This is a genomic window from Ruegeria sp. AB11, from assembly GCF_056536325.1.
Map to the genome: position 1 here is coordinate 1,313,821 of NZ_JBQFJO010000001.1, position 15,863 is coordinate 1,329,683.

Annotated in this window: 17 protein-coding genes; 12 read left to right on the forward strand and 5 right to left on the reverse strand. The window is 56.7% G+C overall.

Annotated elements, in window-relative coordinates; all coding sequences use genetic code 11:
* Window positions 1-33: 33 nt before the first annotated feature.
* Complete coding sequence (locus ACR3EJ_RS06720) at window positions 34-873, reverse strand: universal stress protein (protein WP_170545068.1); 840 nt, start codon at window positions 871-873, stop codon at window positions 34-36.
* A 193-nt stretch (window positions 874-1,066) separates the two neighbouring features.
* Between ACR3EJ_RS06720 and ccoN the strand changes: the two genes are divergently transcribed.
* The 4 genes from ccoN to ccoP are packed head-to-tail and all read left to right on the forward strand — an operon-like array spanning window position 1,067 to window position 4,495.
* On the forward strand, window positions 1,067-2,674 hold the full coding sequence (gene ccoN, locus ACR3EJ_RS06725; RefSeq protein ID WP_170545066.1) for a cytochrome-c oxidase, cbb3-type subunit I: 1,608 nt from the start codon (window positions 1,067-1,069) through the stop codon (window positions 2,672-2,674).
* A 14-nt stretch (window positions 2,675-2,688) separates the two neighbouring features.
* The gene (ccoO, locus tag ACR3EJ_RS06730) at window positions 2,689-3,417 is read left to right on the forward strand and encodes a cytochrome-c oxidase, cbb3-type subunit II (RefSeq protein WP_170476112.1); all 729 of its coding nucleotides are present in this window, start codon (window positions 2,689-2,691) and stop codon (window positions 3,415-3,417) included.
* An 11-nt stretch (window positions 3,418-3,428) separates the two neighbouring features.
* Window positions 3,429-3,635: a CcoQ/FixQ family Cbb3-type cytochrome c oxidase assembly chaperone gene (locus ACR3EJ_RS06735; RefSeq protein ID WP_010440962.1), complete on the forward strand. Its 207-nt coding sequence runs from the start codon at window positions 3,429-3,431 to the stop codon at window positions 3,633-3,635.
* Window positions 3,632-4,495, forward strand: coding sequence for a cytochrome-c oxidase, cbb3-type subunit III (gene ccoP / locus ACR3EJ_RS06740; RefSeq protein WP_170545064.1), 864 nt, complete (start codon window positions 3,632-3,634; stop codon window positions 4,493-4,495). Before ACR3EJ_RS06735 ends, ccoP begins: the two co-directional genes overlap by 4 nt.
* Window positions 4,496-4,647: 152 nt before the next feature.
* Here the strand turns inward: ccoP and ACR3EJ_RS06745 are convergent, their stop codons facing one another.
* Window positions 4,648-4,806, reverse strand: coding sequence for a hypothetical protein (locus ACR3EJ_RS06745; protein WP_158005269.1), 159 nt, complete (start codon window positions 4,804-4,806; stop codon window positions 4,648-4,650).
* A gap of 100 nt (window positions 4,807-4,906) precedes the next feature.
* On the opposite strand from ACR3EJ_RS06745, the gene ACR3EJ_RS06750 reads away from it, so the two are divergent.
* The 7 genes from ACR3EJ_RS06750 (at window position 4,907) to nusG (ending at window position 11,129) form a co-directional block, all read left to right on the forward strand.
* Window positions 4,907-5,782: a LysR family transcriptional regulator gene (locus ACR3EJ_RS06750; protein ID WP_170545062.1), complete on the forward strand. Its 876-nt coding sequence runs from the start codon at window positions 4,907-4,909 to the stop codon at window positions 5,780-5,782.
* Window positions 5,783-5,884: 102 nt separating this feature from the next.
* Window positions 5,885-7,312, forward strand: coding sequence for a cytochrome c oxidase accessory protein CcoG (gene ccoG, locus ACR3EJ_RS06755; RefSeq protein WP_170545058.1), 1,428 nt, complete (start codon window positions 5,885-5,887; stop codon window positions 7,310-7,312).
* Between the two features lie 2 nt (window positions 7,313-7,314).
* Window positions 7,315-7,773 (forward strand): FixH family protein, encoded by a 459-nt coding sequence (locus ACR3EJ_RS06760; protein WP_170476102.1) that lies wholly within the window; start codon window positions 7,315-7,317, stop codon window positions 7,771-7,773.
* Window positions 7,774-7,777: 4 nt separating this feature from the next.
* Window positions 7,778-9,955 carry a heavy metal translocating P-type ATPase gene (locus ACR3EJ_RS06765; protein WP_170545055.1) on the forward strand — a complete coding sequence of 726 codons (2,178 nt, stop codon included), beginning with the start codon at window positions 7,778-7,780 and terminating at the stop codon, window positions 9,953-9,955.
* 5 nt (window positions 9,956-9,960) lie between these two features.
* Complete coding sequence (ccoS, locus tag ACR3EJ_RS06770) at window positions 9,961-10,119, forward strand: cbb3-type cytochrome oxidase assembly protein CcoS (protein WP_010440972.1); 159 nt, start codon at window positions 9,961-9,963, stop codon at window positions 10,117-10,119.
* Between the two features lie 79 nt (window positions 10,120-10,198).
* Complete coding sequence (secE, locus tag ACR3EJ_RS06775) at window positions 10,199-10,396, forward strand: preprotein translocase subunit SecE (protein ID WP_010440974.1); 198 nt, start codon at window positions 10,199-10,201, stop codon at window positions 10,394-10,396.
* Window positions 10,397-10,595: 199 nt separating this feature from the next.
* Complete coding sequence (gene nusG / locus ACR3EJ_RS06780; RefSeq protein ID WP_010440977.1) at window positions 10,596-11,129, forward strand: transcription termination/antitermination protein NusG; 534 nt, start codon at window positions 10,596-10,598, stop codon at window positions 11,127-11,129.
* A 53-nt stretch (window positions 11,130-11,182) separates the two neighbouring features.
* Here the strand turns inward: nusG and ACR3EJ_RS06785 are convergent, their stop codons facing one another.
* The 3 genes from ACR3EJ_RS06785 to ACR3EJ_RS06795 all read right to left on the reverse strand — a co-directional run bounded on the left by ACR3EJ_RS06785 (window position 11,183) and on the right by ACR3EJ_RS06795 (window position 15,032).
* The gene (locus ACR3EJ_RS06785; RefSeq protein ID WP_170545053.1) at window positions 11,183-12,367 is read right to left on the reverse strand and encodes an adenylate/guanylate cyclase domain-containing protein; all 1,185 of its coding nucleotides are present in this window, start codon (window positions 12,365-12,367) and stop codon (window positions 11,183-11,185) included.
* Between the two features lie 268 nt (window positions 12,368-12,635).
* Window positions 12,636-13,511, reverse strand: coding sequence for an alpha/beta fold hydrolase (locus tag ACR3EJ_RS06790; RefSeq protein ID WP_480422894.1), 876 nt, complete (start codon window positions 13,509-13,511; stop codon window positions 12,636-12,638).
* A 303-nt stretch (window positions 13,512-13,814) separates the two neighbouring features.
* Window positions 13,815-15,032, reverse strand: a complete 1,218-nt coding sequence (locus ACR3EJ_RS06795; RefSeq protein WP_170545047.1) for a peptidoglycan-binding domain-containing protein — start codon at window positions 15,030-15,032, stop codon at window positions 13,815-13,817.
* Between the two features lie 381 nt (window positions 15,033-15,413).
* Here ACR3EJ_RS06795 and rplK point away from each other — a divergent pair, with 381 nt between their 5' ends.
* Complete coding sequence (gene rplK / locus ACR3EJ_RS06800) at window positions 15,414-15,863, forward strand: 50S ribosomal protein L11 (protein WP_010440985.1); 450 nt, start codon at window positions 15,414-15,416, stop codon at window positions 15,861-15,863.

Sequence of the window (15,863 nt, forward strand, 5' to 3'; positions counted from 1 at the left end):
AACCGCCCCGATAGGGCGGTTTTTGCAATTTGATCAATGCGCCAGAAAGACCGGCACTTCGGATTGTTCAAGCATGTTCCGAGTCGCACCGCCCAGAATGGCCTCGCGAAAGCGCGAGTGCCCGTAGGCGCCCATTACGATCATGTCGGCCTCGGTATCGGCGGCGTGACGATTAAGAATATCCGAAACGCGTGTCATGGTTTTGCTCAGCACATCAATCTCGCATTTCACGCCGTGCCGCGCCAACATTTGAGACAACAGCCCACCCGGGTCCGAGCGATCGGGCCCATGACGTGGCGGGTCAATGACGACGATCCGTGTAAGCTCGGCCTGCTTCAGGAAGGGAAGGGCGCAGCGGATGGCGCGCATCGCTTCGATGCTTTCATTCCAGCCTACCATTATGGTTTTGGGTGAGGAGATCGGCTCAATTTCGTCCGGTACCAGTAATACCGGAGCGTGGCCCTCGAACATGGCGGCCTCAACAATCGGTTCGGCCTCGGCGTCGCGATCCTTTCCGTATGGGCGCGGCAATATCACTAGATCTGAAAAACGCGCGCGGCGGGCGACGTGTCGGCCAATATCGGCAATCTGTGCTACCCCATTTTCAGCCGACCAACGCACCCCCGATTTGCCAAGATAGTCCTGAGCAAATTTGAGGATTTCATCCGCCTCGGCGTTTGCGCGACTCAGGGTTTCCTGCAGGATCAGTGCATTGGCCCCGGCGTAGTAATATCCGGTCTGACTGCGGTCGACCCCAAGGCACAGCGCTTCGGCATGGGCATCTTGCCCGTCGGCCAAGGCGATCATCTGTGCCAGAGCCGTTTGGGAAATCTTGGTTTCTGTCATGACCGTAAGCAGGGATTTATATGCCATGTCGACCTCATTATTCCGACGCTCCTTAAAGCGGAACGTGTGTTTGTCTCTGGAAAATACCTCTCACAGAAAACAGGGGGTTGTCTTGACACAGATCAAAGCAGCACAATTGGCATCACTGCATTACGACACGCAGTCAAAAGGGTTCCGTGTGGCATGAAGAATCGCGCGGGGCATGGCAAAGGGACGCAATATGTCAAATTACATCAAGCTGATCGTGCTTGGGCTGGTTGTGCTGTTCGCAGCCATTGGGTCCAATTATGCACGGGATTTGGCGTATCAGGTGCACGCAATTCTGGTGATGATCATCGCTGCCGGATTGTTCATTTGGACGCTTAGAAACACCGATGAGCCAGATATTCTTGTAGATCGCTCGGCGGAATATATGGATGGCGTGATCCGCTATGGCGTGATCGCAACCGCCTTTTGGGGTGTGGTCGGGTTCCTTGCGGGGACATTCATTGCGTTCCAGCTGGCCTTTCCGTCGCTGAACTTCGAATGGGCGCAAGGGTATATGAACTTTGGACGTTTGCGGCCATTACACACGTCGGCGGTTATCTTCGCCTTTGGTGGTAACGCGCTGATCGCAACCTCGTTCTATGTCGTACAGCGCACAAGTGCCGCTCGTCTGTGGGGCGGAAACCTGGCCTGGTTCGTGTTCTGGGGCTATCAGCTGTTTATCGTTCTGGCGGCGACCGGTTACCTGCTGGGTGGAACCCAGTCGAAAGAATATGCGGAACCTGAATGGTATGTCGACCTATGGCTGACCGTTGTCTGGGTTGCTTATCTGGCTGTCTATCTGGGCACGATCATCAAACGGAAGGAACCCCACATCTACGTGGCCAACTGGTTCTATCTGGCATTCATCGTGACCGTCGCCATGCTGCATCTGGTCAATAACATGACCATTCCAGTCAGCATCTGGGGTTCGAAATCGGTCATCGTCTGGTCAGGTGTCCAAGACGCCATGATCCAATGGTGGTATGGCCACAACGCCGTGGGCTTCTTCCTGACCGCAGGCTTCCTGGGCATGATGTACTACTTCATCCCGAAACAAGCCGAGCGTCCGGTGTTCAGCTACAAACTGTCGATCATCCACTTCTGGGCGCTGATCTTCCTGTATATCTGGGCCGGTCCGCACCACCTGCACTATACCGCGCTACCGGATTGGGCCTCGACGCTGGGCATGGTTTTCTCGGTGATCCTGTGGATGCCTTCGTGGGGTGGTATGATCAACGGTCTGATGACCCTGTCCGGCGCATGGGACAAGCTGCGTACAGACCCTGTGATCCGGATGATGGTCATCTCAGTCGGCTTCTACGGCATGTCCACTTTCGAAGGTCCGATGATGTCGATCCGTGCGGTGAACAGCCTGTCTCACTACACCGACTGGACTATTGGTCACGTGCACTCGGGTGCGCTGGGCTGGAACGGAATGATCACCTTCGGTGCGCTGTACTATCTGGTGCCCGTCCTGTGGAAACGGGACCGCCTGTATTCGCTGCAGATGGTCAGCTGGCATTTCTGGCTCGCCACAATCGGTATCGTGCTCTACGCCGCGTCGATGTGGGTCACTGGTATCATGGAAGGCCTGATGTGGCGTGAAGTGGATGCCAACGGCTTCCTGGTGAATTCGTTTGCTGACACCGTGGCTGCCAAGTTCCCAATGTACGTCGTCCGTGGTTTGGGTGGGGTGATGTTCCTCGCTGGCTCGCTGATCATGTGCTACAACCTGTGGATGACTGTGCGGAAGGCACCGGCCAAAGAGGCCAGCCTGACCGTCGTGGTCCCGGCTGAATAAGGAGGGCCGGAGCAATGGCAATTCTCGACAAACACAAGATCCTCGAGACCAACGCGACCCTCCTGCTGATCTTCAGCTTCTTGGTCGTAACCATCGGTGGCATCGTTCAAATCGCGCCTCTGTTCTATCTTGAGAACACCATCGAGAAGGTGGAGGGCATGCGCCCTTACACCCCTCTGGAATTGGCTGGGCGTGACATCTACATCCGCGAAGGGTGCTATGTCTGCCACAGCCAAATGATCCGCCCGATGCGGGACGAGGTCGAACGCTATGGCCACTATTCTCTGGCAGCCGAGTCGATGTATGACCATCCGTTCCAGTGGGGATCGAAGCGTACCGGACCTGATCTGGCACGTGTCGGCGGCCGATACTCGGATCAATGGCAAGTCGATCACCTGCGTGATCCGCAGTCGGTGGTCCCGGAATCGGTGATGCCCAAGTATGGTTATCTCGAGCGTCGCAAGATCGACGGTAAGTACATCGGTGATGTCATGGCCGCGAACGCAATGGTCGGCACGCCTTACACTGATGAGATGCTGGAGAACGCGCTGGCAGACTTCCGTGCTCAGGCGGATCCGGACAGCGACTACGACGGTCTTTTGGAGCGCTATGGTGACAAGGTGAACGTGCGCAACTTTGATGGTCAGCCCGAACTGACGGAAACTGACGCGTTGGTCGCCTATCTGCAGATGCTGGGTACATTGGTCGACTTCTCGACGTTTACGCCAGATGCAAGCCGCTAAGGAGGGATAAGATGGAAGAATACACTCTCCTAAGACAGTTTGCGGATAGCTGGATGCTGTTGCTGCTGTTTACGTTCTTTCTGGGCATCGTAATCTGGGTTTTCCGCCCCGGTGCCAGCAAGGAATACAAGGACACGGCCAATATCCCGTTCCGACATGTGGATGCCCCTGCACCTCAGCAAGACAAACCCGCCACATCCAAGGAGGCGCGGCAATGAGCAAGACACCTGAAAAACAGCCGGGCGATCCAAACACCACGGGTCACAGCTGGGACGGTATCGAAGAGTTCGACAACCCGATGCCGCGTTGGTGGCTGTGGACTTTCTATGCGACCATTCTCTGGGGCGTGATCTATACGATCATGTATCCAGCGTGGCCTCTGGTCCAATCGGCAACCGCCGGTGTATTGGGCTGGTCTTCGCGCGAGCTGGTGCAGCAGGAAATGGTCGCTTTTGAAGAAGCGAACGCGCCGTGGAATGCCAAGCTGGTGGAGACACCGCTGGAAGAGATTTCGGCGGATGCAGAGCTTCAGCAATACGCTGTTAACTCTGGCGGTGCCGTGTTCCGGACCTGGTGCGCGCAGTGCCATGGCTCAGGTGCGCAAGGCGCGCCGGGCTTCCCGAACCTGCTGGATGACGCCTGGCTGTGGGGCGGTACGCTCGAAGATATCGAGTATACCATTGCCCATGGTATCCGGAACGAGGAAAGCGACGATGCGCGCTATTCTGAGATGCCAGCCTTTGGTGAGATCCTCGAGCGAGACGATATCACTCAGGTAGTCCAATACGTCATGTCTCTGACAAATGCGCAGACCGATGATGCGGCGGCGCAGGCGGGCAAGGTTGTGTTCGAGGATAACTGTGCATCGTGCCACGGTGAGGATGGTAAAGGAGACGTCACGCAAGGTGCACCAAACCTGACGGATGCGATCTGGCTTTATGGTGGCAATGAAGAGGCTCTGACTGAAACGGTCACCTACAGCCGCTTTGGTGTGATGCCCCCATGGGAAAATCGTTTGACTGACGCGCAAATCCGCGCCGTTACGTCCTATGTCCACCAGTTGGGTGGTGGTCAGTAGAGGCTAAAAGAACACCTCCGGGCGGTTTTCCGCCCGAAGGCTGAGGCACCGGCTGTTCAATCTGTTCGCGCGTTTCCAGAACAGCCGGTGCCGATTTTCCAAACAATAGGGCCGCGTCAGGCTGCGGTCTAGTGTGGGGATCTAAGACGCCATCAGAGGTTGTTCAGATCCACCCCGCGCGGGCTTTCTCTCCACCAATGACTCTCGGGCAGCCACCGGCGCTTACGGAGACCCGGCTTAGGAGCCTCTCGAATGTGCGGAGCGTCGATGCGGGTCGCGTTCATGAAAGATCGGGCAAATACAGTCAACATGGCTTGCCTCCTATGGGGCGTTGTTTCTGCCAAATAGATTGACCTTTGATGCCGAAAATGCGACTCAATAACCATTCCAACATGTAAGCATGGATTACATATGGATTGGCTCAAACTTCCTCCACTTGCCGCGTTGCGCGCCTTTGCTGCCTTTGCTGAGAAGCGCAATGTTGTCGAAGCCGGGGCCGCGCTGAACGTCAGTCATGCCGCCATTAGCCAGCAGTTGCGCGTGCTGGAAAAGTATCTTGGCGCAGCCCTGTTGGATCGCAGCGGCAAAGCATTGACGCTGACAGCGGACGGAGAGCATCTGGCCCGCGCCTTGCAACTTGGCTTTGGTGCAATCGAGGCTGCAGTCGGCGATCTGGCCAGATCCGGCCTGGATCGCCCAGTTCATGTATCACTGACTTCCTCTTTCGCGGCCTCATGGCTGATGCCACGCCTTCCGGCGTTTCGCGAATCCCACCCCGAGGTGAATCTGATCCTCGACCCGTCCGCCGAAGTGGTTGATTTGCGCCCAGGCGGAGTGGACATTGCGATCCGCTACGGCCCCGGAGGTTGGTCGGGGGTTCATTCAGAAATGCTGTTGCAATCGCCGGTGGTGATTGTCGCCGCGCCGAAACTTCTGGGGGGCAAGACGTCATTGACCCCGTCGGAGCTGGCCCAGTTGCCGTGGTTGGAAGAGGTTGGCACCACCGAGGCAACGTCTTGGCTTGCCGAGCACGGCGTCGGTCCAGAACGCGGTGCAGGTCGGACTCAGCTGCCTGGCAATCTGGTTCTGGAAGGATTGCGCGCCGGGCAGGGGGTCACGGTGACCGTGCGACATTTCGTCGAGCAAGACATCAAAGCTGGGCGCATTGTGGAACTCTACGCTGAGCCCGATGCGCGCGGATACCATATTGTGACGGCAAATTCGGCACTTAGGCCTGCTGTCAGAACTTTTGCTGGCTGGCTTAGACGTCAGGCACGTGAAACGTGATAAAAGGTATCTGTACGATGCGCGTTTTGACCCATGTCAAAGTCCCTATGCTTGTGATCTGGAAGAACGCACACTCAGAAGAGCCAGTCCCGGAGCCAGCCTGTGAGCGATTCCAATCCGACCCCTAGCCTTTACGCCGCCAGAGAACCAATTTTCCCAAGACGGGTATCCGGTCCATTCCGGAACCTTAAGTGGATCATTATGGCGGTGACACTGGGCATCTACTATGTAACGCCGTGGATCAGATGGGATCGAGGGCCAAGCCTTCCTGATCAGGCTGTTTTACTGGATCTGGCGAACCGACGTTTTTATTTCTTCTGGATCGAAATCTGGCCGCACGAATTCTATTTCGTTGCGGGGCTTTTGATCATGGCAGGATTGGGGTTGTTTCTTTTTACCTCAGCGCTGGGCCGGGTTTGGTGCGGATATGCTTGCCCTCAGACTGTGTGGACCGACCTCTATATTCTTGTTGAACGTTGGATCGAAGGCGACCGCAATGCGCGTCTGCGCCTGCATCGCCAAAAGAAGCTGGATTTCCGCAAAGCGCGCCTGCGACTGACCAAATGGGTAGTTTGGTTCTTTATCGGGCTGGCAACCGGTGGCGCGTGGGTGTTCTATTTTGCGGATGCGCCAACGCTGGCGCGTGATCTGGTCACCGGCAATGCGCATCCCGTCGCTTACACGACAATGCTGATCCTGACAGGTACAACCTTCTTCTTTGGAGGCTTCGCGCGCGAACAAATCTGTATCTATGCCTGCCCATGGCCACGCATTCAGGCCGCGATGATGGACGAGGATACCCTGGTCGTCGGCTACCGTGAATGGCGGGGTGAACCGCGTGGCAAGGGCAAACGCACTGCTGACAGCGAGCTGGGCGATTGCATCGATTGTATGGCTTGCGTCAATGTCTGTCCGGTAGGGATCGATATCCGCGACGGTCAGCAGCTGGAATGCATCACCTGCGCGCTTTGCATCGATGCCTGCGACGATATGATGGCCAAGATCGGCAAGCCTCGTGGCCTGATCGATTACATGGCGCTGAGTGACGAAACGCGTGAACGCGAAGGTCATCCGCCCAAGAATGTTTGGAAACACATCCTGCGTCCGCGCACGATCCTTTATACTTCTTTGTGGTCGCTGGTCGGTTTCGCCTTGCTCTTTGCCCTGTTCATCCGGTCGGACATCGACTTGACTGTGGCTCCGGTACGGAACCCGACTTTCGTAACCCTTTCCGATGGTACGATCCGCAATACCTATGACGTACGCCTGCGTAACAAGCATGGCGAGGAACGGGCTTTTAAATTGTCGCTTGCCGGTGATCCGTCGCTGCAGATCGAAATTGAGGGCGTCGAAGGTGACACTGTAAATGTCACGGCAGATACGGCACAATTAACGCGCGTTTATATTACAGCAGCGAAAGACACCGGGCCCGCAGCGGTTGACAGCACATCGGTTCGCATCTGGGTCGAAGATCTGGAAAGTGGTGAGCGCGCATACAAAGACACCACGTTCAATGGGCGAGGAAACTGACAATGGCAGAGCGTCAATTCACTGGCAAACACGCACTGGCGGTATTTGTCGCGGCCTTTGGCGTGATCATCGCGGTAAACCTCGTCCTCGCCTATAGCGCGGTAAAGACGTTCCCGGGTTTGGAAGTCAAGAACTCCTACGTTGCCAGCCAGGAGTTCAACGAACGCTTGCAGGAACAGCAGGCGCTGGGCTGGGATATCAAGGCTGAGTTGACCGGTGGTTTGCTGGTATTGCGCATCACCGATCAGACTGGTTCACCAGTTGAGGTGGCAGAATTGCAAGCCGTCGTCGGGCGCGCCACCCACGTCAAAGATGACTTCTCACCTGACTTCACCTTTGACGGCATCACCTATGCCGCCCCAGCTGCGCTGGGTAAAGGTAACTGGAACATTCGCCTTGTGGCCAAAGCGAAAGATGGTGCCGAGTTTGCGCAACGCGTGCCGCTTTATGTGAAGGGTTAGAGGGATGACAGCGCAAGTCACCCCAGCTCGGGCAGCTTGTCCCGGTTGTGTCGCGACCGCGGCGGAACCGGCCCGGCCAGTCCCCGAGGACGTGCAAATCGCGCTGTCGCTGCCGGGTATCCATTGCTCGGCCTGTATCTCCACTGTCGAGCGCGAGTTGAATGCTCATCCCGGTGTGGAGGGTGCGAGGGTCAATCTGACGCTGAAACGCGCGATGATTAAAGCGACACCCGATACACGTGCGGTTGATCTGATACCAGTGCTGGAACGTGCCGGTTTTGAAGCACACGAACTGGATCCGGGTGCCCTGTCGGCTACGCAATCGGATAAAGCCGGGCGCGATCTTCTGATGCGGCTCGCGGTTGCGGGTTTTGCCTCGATGAATGTGATGCTGTTGTCGGTTTCGGTCTGGTCTGGTGCCACCGATGCGACGCGCGACATGTTCCACTGGATATCGGCAGCGATTGCCTTGCCTGCGATTGCATTTTCGGCCCAACCATTCTTTGCCAACGCCTGGAGCGCGCTGCGCGTGCGCCGGTTGAATATGGATGTGCCGATTGTTTTGGCGATCCTGCTGGCGCTGGTCACCTCACTTTGGGAAACCGCGCTCAGCGGTGAACATGCCTATTTTGATGCGGCCTTGACGCTGACATTCTTCCTGCTGGCGGGCCGGTATCTTGATTATCGCACTCGTGCCGCTGCGCGATCGGCTGCCGAAGAGCTTACAGCGCTGGAAGTCCCCCGCGCCATTCGTCTGGTGGATGGTTCAGAACAGGAGGTCGCCGTCGCTAACCTGCGCGTGGGTGATCTGATCTTGGTTCGTCCCGGCGGGCGTATGCCGGTGGATGGCGAAATTACCTCGGGCCGGTCCGAGCTGGACCGTTCGCTGCTGACCGGGGAAACCCTTCCTGTCTTTGCCGAAGCTGGGCTGCGTGTCAGCGCAGGCGAGGTCAACCTGACCGGCCCCTTGACCATCCGTGCGACCGCGGTCGGCGAGGATACTTCGCTGCACCGTATGGCTGATCTGGTTGCCATCGCAGAGTCGGGCCGGTCACGCTATACCTCGCTGGCAGACAAGGCGGCCAAGCTTTATGCGCCAGGGGTGCACATCCTTTCGGCGCTCAGCTTTTTAGGATGGTATATCTATTCCGGCGATATTCGCACCGCGCTGAACATCGCAGCGGCGGTTTTGATCATCACTTGCCCCTGCGCATTGGGGCTGGCGGTGCCAGCAGTAACCACAGCGGCCTCGGGCCGGTTATTTCGGAACGGGATGCTGATCAAACACGCCACCGCCCTTGAACGCCTTGCCGAGGTGGACACGGTGGTGTTCGACAAGACCGGTACGCTCACTTCAGGGGCGCCCGAGCTGACCAATCTCGGCGATCATTCCCGCGCTGATCTGGAAGTCGCGCTGGCATTGGCTGAGGCCTCTTCCCATCCGCTGTCGATTGCTCTTGCAAAGGCGGCGCGTGGGGCCGGGATAAAGCCTGCGACATTGCGTGATGTGGTTGAGGTGCCGGGCTATGGCACCGAAGGCATGTATCATGAACAGCGCGTCCGGCTGGGTCGTGCAACCTGGGTCGGAGGCAAAGATTGTGAGCAGACCGCAGCTTGGCTGGCGATAGGGTCGCAAACCCCCTCACGCTTTACATTTACGGACAGCCTGCGCGCGGGTGCCGCCGAAGCCATCGCCGCGTTTCGGAAGGCGGGAAAAGACGTCATCCTGATATCCGGCGACACGCACCCCGCAGTTCAGGCCTTGGCTGACAAGCTTGGCATCCAGAACTGGATTGCCCAAGCCTTGCCTCAGGACAAAGCCACCAAGGTGCAGGAACTGAGTGATCAGGGTCGACATGTTCTGATGGTCGGCGACGGTTTGAACGATACGGGCGCACTGGCGGCAGCGCATGTATCGATCTCTCCGGCCAGCGCCTTGGATGCCGCGCGGGTGGCGTCGGATATCGTGCTTCTGGGCAACGATCTGTCCCCGATTGCCGAGGCCTGCGAAACTGCCGTCAAGTCGACGCGCCGGATTCGCGAGAACTTCCGCATTGCCACCGTCTATAACGTGATCGCTGTTCCGCTGGCCGTCGCCGGATTGGCAACCCCTCTGATCGCAGCCTTGGCGATGTCGACCTCGTCGATTACGGTGTCACTGAACGCCTTGCGGCTGAGGTAACCCCGATGGAAGTGCTTGCTTATCTGATCCCGATTTCGCTGCTTTTGGGCGCAGTTGGTCTTATCGCCTTTATCTACACCGTGCGCTCGAACCAGTATGAAGATCCCGAAGGTGATGCGCGTCGCATCCTCAGCGACGAATGGGATGACAAGCCCAAGCCCTGACGCGGTGCCAACAGCCCTTGAAATTGCCGCAATGCCCGGCTATGTCCGGCCCATCCGCAAGCAGAGAGATTGTAGCCTCATGGCAACCACAAACCCGATCCAGTTCATTCAGCAGGTCCGAGCCGAAGTTGCAAAGGTTGTCTGGCCGACCCGTCGCGAGGTGCTGTTGACCACGGTCATGGTGTTCATCATGGCAGCGCTGACTGCCGTGTTTTTTGCACTGGTCGATCTGGGCATTCGCGGTGGTCTGCAGCTGGTCCTGGGCGCGTTCAGCTAAGCCCGTTCGGGGCGGGTTGAAACGCCATTGCCCCTTGCACAGCGCGCCGTGTCAGAGTAGGTGACACGGAACTATTCGGAATGGGCGTGCGGCGATTCGAGCTGCGCGCCGCTTTTTATTCCGGGTGACGTGATAGAATTTCAATGACGGTGCTTCGCCTGGTTCGAACGCGCCAAAGGCAAACAAGGACGACAGGTTCATGGCGAAACGGTGGTACTCGGTCAGCGTTCTTTCGAATTTCGAAAAGAAGATCGCAGAGCAGATCCGCACGTCGGTGGCTGAACAGGGCCTTGAGGACGATATCGACGAAGTTCTGGTGCCCACCGAAGAGGTGATCGAAGTGCGCCGGGGCAAGAAGGTCACCACCGAACGCCGGTTCATGCCCGGCTACGTGTTGGTGCATATGGAAATGTCGGATCAGGGCTATCATCTGGTCAACTCGATCAACCGTGTCACCGGATTCCTGGGCCCGCAGGGCCGCCCAATGCCGATGCGCGATGCCGAGGTGAACCAGATCCTCAACCGCGTTCAGGAAGGCGAAGAAGCGCCCAAGCTGATGATCACCTTCGAGGTTGGCGAGAAGGTTAAGGTCAACGACGGCCCGTTCGAGGATTTCGACGGTATGGTCGAAGGTGTGGACGACGAGGCGCAGAAGCTGAAAGTCTCGGTCTCGATCTTTGGCCGCGAAACCCCGGTCGAGCTGGACTTTACACAGGTTACCAAGCAGAGCTGATTGGTTTCTTTGAACCACTGGATGGGGTGCCTTATCGGCACCCTTTTTTGCGTTTACGGGCCACTCACCTGCCAAACGGTTTGATCTTCGCCAAACCCCTTAAGTGACACGGTCCCGACCGGTTCGCAGAGTTTTGGCAAAAACGCTGCGGCGGTTTCGGATAGGACGTGATCACAATTCAGTTCTGTCGCCGCCGACACAAGTCTGGCTGTTAAATTGACATCGGGGCCGATGGCCGTGAAGTCCAGCCGATCACCGCCACCTATATTGCCATAGTGGAAACGACCGTGATGGATTGCAGTCCGTACGCCAAGCTTGTGCTGGAAGTCGGCATTGGTCAGCGACGCCAAACCCTCGCGGACTGCTGTAATGGCAGCTGTGATCTGTGTGCTCGGGGTAAGGTCCGAGTTGGTTGGGAATATGGCAAAAAAGCCGTCGCCCATGAATTTCAGAATCTCTCCTCCGTGATCCATTACCGAAGGAACAAGGCAGTCAAAGCTGTCATTCAGCAGCCTAACCAGTGCATCGCCGGATACAGAATTTGAAAGATGTGTGAATCCCTTGAGGTCTGCAAACAGAATAACGGCATCGATTGTGCCGCCATCACCGCGATGCACCTTGCCATCGAGTATCTGCGCGCCGCTGTTACGGCCAACATAGGTCGACAGCAGGTAAGTCGCGTCGAGCCGCAGCATATAGGTCTCGGTCAGGCGCGCGAGCGGACCGCGAACCCGGTTCAGGACTGCCAGATCTCGCTCTGAAAACCCTCCGGGTGTAGCACTTGACCAAGTGCAGACATGGGTATCGCCATTGAGGTAGATCAGCGGCTGCGCCAGGTAGTCCGTGAATCCCTGCTCGCGCAGTTCGCTGACGATAATGTAGTCCTGAGGGCAGTTTGGATCTTCCAGATGGCGACGGATGGATTGCTGGCGCTCGATCACGTGCGGCAAGGGGTTGTCGGTATAAATAGCCGTAGTAAACAGTTGTGACGGCGCATCGACCCTGTCGACGCCAGCGCCCGCTTTCCACAGGAAACGCCGGCCCATCAGATTGGGGTGCAGCGTCCAAATGAACAAACCGAACCGATCAATGGCCACATCAGCTTCCAGCAGACGCGTGCAGATTCCCTCAATAATCTCGACCGCATTTCCAGCTGGTCGGGCTCCGTCAACCATCCACTCGATCAGAGCATCAACCTTGTTCTGTTGCTGGTTCGCTTCGGATGCTGGGTGCAACATGAGCCTCTCGCGATAGAATGCTGGGTCAGGTTCGTTCCGCGTTAGATAAAATTGTGGCGGTCTTAGTCCGAGACCGCAAGTAGCACGCGAAGATAGTGCTGTGACTAATGGAGTAGACTATCAGGGACTGGTACGTGATCGAACGGGTCTCAAAATCGATCTTTGACCAAATATCCCAAACATATTTGGGTCTCCGTAGGCTGCCGCGCCTGTTCGGGCTCTGCCTGAAAAAATCAAAAGCGGTGCCCGAGGGCGCCGCCTGTTTCTGCTATCGGTTCAGCCATTCGTTCAGACTGGCAAAAAAGGCATCCTGCTGTTCTATGAATGGGTAATGGGCAGATTCTTCGAAAACCACGACAGTGGCGTTGGGCATCAATGCGCCAATTCTTTCGGCTCCAGGACCGGGAGGCGTAACGCCATCATGCTGACCAGCCATGGCAAGAGTAGGCACAGTCACATCAGGCAGTTTATCCAGCATGTTGAATGTGCCCAGAAGAGGGCCAGCGGTATTCCAGGCCTGATATTCATAGACAGTTCGATCATCCAGATCCGCGCCAGTATCTTCTTGGTATTGCTTGAAGTAGAGCTTCACGACTTCGCCCCAAGTTGACCGCCAATCGTCGTTGTCGGCCATGGGCTGGCTGAACAACTTCCCAAAAGCCGCCATTTGCTCGTCTGGCCCGGAAATCGTGGGCGCATAGTCAAACGCGGGGACCGTATTGATCAATACAAGCCCCTCCAGCCGATCCGGATGTCGAGTGACAAAATCCTGAGCGACAAATCCACCATAGGAATGACCAATCAGCGTGAAATTATCGTGCCCCAGATGATCCATCAGCCCGGCGGCATCTGATACCAGGCGGTCAAAGGTCATTTCAGAATAATCGTCGGGTCTGCCCGAGCGACCATTGCCAAAATGGTCATAGTAAATAACCGTATGCGTATCAGACAAGGCATCGAAATAGGGTCTCAGGTAATCATGGCTCAGGCCAAGGCCGCCGTGCATCATCAGAATTGGCGGCCCGTCTCCGACGGTTTCATAATAGATATCAGACCCATTGATCTCGGCGGTTTCTCCGTGCGCGGTGCCGACCGAGGCTGCCAGCACGGCAATTGCCATTGCTCTGCCTGTCGTATTCATCATTGATTTCCCCTTTTCGGGCTGTTGTCGGCTCAGCACTTTGGATGGACAATCGATAGCACAATATTCCACAAAAGACGCTTGGCTATTTGAAAAGCGGGTGAATGTATCAAAACTCCGCCCCAAGGTACTCCGCGTTAAGCGTGGTTGCGGTCACAATAATTGTGGAGAGGCTCTCATCCCAGATTGAAAGGCGCGCGATCACGAGTTGGGCCATGCTACGCGACCGGAATAAACGCCGCAACGCAGCTAGCGACGCGGCGCTTTTTGAACCCTTCAGGGCCAGATATCGTATTGCATATCGTCTTATTGCGACTGGATCATAGCCGCGCGCAAAAGTTGTGGACGGTCGGTCTGGGACGGCAGGAAGACAGCCTGCGAACCGGCATCCAGTGCCGAAAGGCTCGCATCATACCACTGCATCGCAAGATCGCGACGCTCCTGCACGCCAAAGCCCTCGCGCAAGTGATGGCCCACCAACTCTCCATAGGCGGGTTCACCCATCGCAACCAGCATGAGCGCAGAGCCAACGGCAGTATCCATGTTGTCCTGACGGTAGCCCATCGCCAGACAGACCTTGCTCGTCGCAGCGAGATCTGCGGGGCTCAATCCAGAATCCAGCGCCATTTTGCGAACTTGCGTTTCAGCTTCTGTTTTTGAGCTGATAGACAGAGCGTCAACTTGAGGTGCCAGCATCTCACCATACGAGGCACATTGGGCAGATACCTGATCGGGTGTCAGGCCCTGGATATCCTGCATCAGATCCTCACCGCGCGCCATCGCATAGCTGCGGGCAAGGCAAAACTGCTCGCTGAGTGCAAAGTCGGCATCCGTCATGTTCGAAAGCGTTGTGTAGCCTCCGTTGGTCGAGGTTTGCAGCATGACCCCGCTGCAACGATTTGCCAGCGATGGACCTCCGGTGCCGCCGGAAAACAGAGTCGGCAAGCTCGCAGATGCTGTTTCAGTGGTGTTCGCTGCGGGTTCGGTATCTTGGGGCTTGATAACCGGAATAGCCTGAGCTGGAGCCTGAGGTGCCGCAGCCAGAGAAGATCCTGATTGAACCTGTCGGCGGTACTCCATCAACAGCGGTTGACCCGAGAGCTGCGTGGCTGCCTGTCCACCGCTTGTCGCCCAGTAATAAGCCTGCTGCAGGAAGTCATATTGATAAGGCTGAAAGTCATGCCCATTTACGGGATAACCCATTGAGGCCTGATAACGTTCGATGGCGGAGCGCGTGCCACGCCCGACCTGACCGTCAACACGACCGGCATTGTAGCCAAAGTAATTCAGTGCCGTTTGGGTTTGCGCCCCTTGAGTGGTGGATGGGATACCTTGCCGGTAGGTTCGGGTCGCTGTCGATGACTGTGTCTTCTTTTTTTGCTGATCTTTGCCAATAAGATATCCAGCGACCCCTCCGACGACAGCACCGCCGATGAAATCCCCAGCGTCAGCGCGCGCATTCTGAGGGGCTATTGCTGCAATAGATATAGCGATACCCAACGATAGAATAAAACGAACGATCATAATTAACCTCCACTCAAAAATCACTAATTTCGCTGAGTATATCACAGCTAAGCACGCGCGGGTGAAACCGGCGACAATTGGCTGATTGTGCGCGGAGTATCTGGAATTTCTGTCGAGCTATGGGATAGTTAGCTGTTCACGCGACGTTGGTGGCGAGGCCGCTCATCCATGGAACTCACTCTCGATGCTGCGAAGCGCGATTCGATATGGCCCAATTGGTCGTCTGCCACTTGCCAACGTCTTCGTTCCACTGTAAACGCCGCCACTATCGTCTTCGGGCGAGATTCTCTCGTGGGAGGTTACTGAGATCGCGATCTTGGACCGGACCACGCAACATAATCTGGGTGGGACGCGTCCTGCCTAAGTTGAAAGGAAAACCAAATGGCCAAAAAGCTTGCTGGTACAATGAAACTGCAGGTTCCTGCAGGTCAGGCGAACCCGTCGCCGCCAGTTGGTCCGGCGTTGGGTCAGCGCGGCATCAACATCATGGAATTCTGCAAGGCGTTCAACGCCAAGACCGCAGACATGGAGCCCGGCGCTCCGTGCCCGACCGTGATCACCTACTATCAGGACAAGTCCTTCACCATGGACATCAAGACGCCGCCTGCGTCTTATTACCTGAAAAAAGCGGCTGGTCTGAAGCCGGTTGGCAAGCGTAACCGCCCCCGCGGTGCGGAAAACCCAGGTCGCGAGACCGTGGCAACCGTGACCTCGAAGCAGGTTCGCGAAATCGCCGAAGCCAAAATGAAAGATCTGAACGCCAACGACGTGGAAGGCGCAATGCAGATCATCCTGGGCTCGGCCCGCTCTATGGGCATCGAGGTGAAGTAA

What these genes read in the sequence shown, in the direction of transcription:
- nusG (WP_010440977.1), top strand. Translation starts at nt 10,596, where the DNA reads ATGGCGAAACGGTGGTACTCGGTCAGCGTTCTTTCGAATTTCGAAAAG.
- ACR3EJ_RS06745 (WP_158005269.1), bottom strand. Translation starts at nt 4,806, where the DNA reads ATGTTGACTGTATTTGCCCGATCTTTCATGAACGCGACCCGCATCGAC.
- rplK (WP_010440985.1), top strand. Translation starts at nt 15,414, where the DNA reads ATGGCCAAAAAGCTTGCTGGTACAATGAAACTGCAGGTTCCTGCAGGT.
- ccoP (WP_170545064.1), top strand. Translation starts at nt 3,632, where the DNA reads ATGAGCAAGACACCTGAAAAACAGCCGGGCGATCCAAACACCACGGGT.
- ACR3EJ_RS06760 (WP_170476102.1), top strand. Translation starts at nt 7,315, where the DNA reads ATGGCAGAGCGTCAATTCACTGGCAAACACGCACTGGCGGTATTTGTC.
- ccoS (WP_010440972.1), top strand. Translation starts at nt 9,961, where the DNA reads ATGGAAGTGCTTGCTTATCTGATCCCGATTTCGCTGCTTTTGGGCGCA.
- ACR3EJ_RS06720 (WP_170545068.1), bottom strand. Translation starts at nt 873, where the DNA reads ATGGCATATAAATCCCTGCTTACGGTCATGACAGAAACCAAGATTTCC.
- secE (WP_010440974.1), top strand. Translation starts at nt 10,199, where the DNA reads ATGGCAACCACAAACCCGATCCAGTTCATTCAGCAGGTCCGAGCCGAA.
- ACR3EJ_RS06735 (WP_010440962.1), top strand. Translation starts at nt 3,429, where the DNA reads ATGGAAGAATACACTCTCCTAAGACAGTTTGCGGATAGCTGGATGCTG.
- ACR3EJ_RS06750 (WP_170545062.1), top strand. Translation starts at nt 4,907, where the DNA reads ATGGATTGGCTCAAACTTCCTCCACTTGCCGCGTTGCGCGCCTTTGCT.
- ccoO (WP_170476112.1), top strand. Translation starts at nt 2,689, where the DNA reads ATGGCAATTCTCGACAAACACAAGATCCTCGAGACCAACGCGACCCTC.
- ACR3EJ_RS06790 (WP_480422894.1), bottom strand. Translation starts at nt 13,511, where the DNA reads ATGATGAATACGACAGGCAGAGCAATGGCAATTGCCGTGCTGGCAGCC.
- ccoN (WP_170545066.1), top strand. Translation starts at nt 1,067, where the DNA reads ATGTCAAATTACATCAAGCTGATCGTGCTTGGGCTGGTTGTGCTGTTC.
- ACR3EJ_RS06785 (WP_170545053.1), bottom strand. Translation starts at nt 12,367, where the DNA reads ATGTTGCACCCAGCATCCGAAGCGAACCAGCAACAGAACAAGGTTGAT.
- ACR3EJ_RS06765 (WP_170545055.1), top strand. Translation starts at nt 7,778, where the DNA reads ATGACAGCGCAAGTCACCCCAGCTCGGGCAGCTTGTCCCGGTTGTGTC.
- ACR3EJ_RS06795 (WP_170545047.1), bottom strand. Translation starts at nt 15,032, where the DNA reads ATGATCGTTCGTTTTATTCTATCGTTGGGTATCGCTATATCTATTGCA.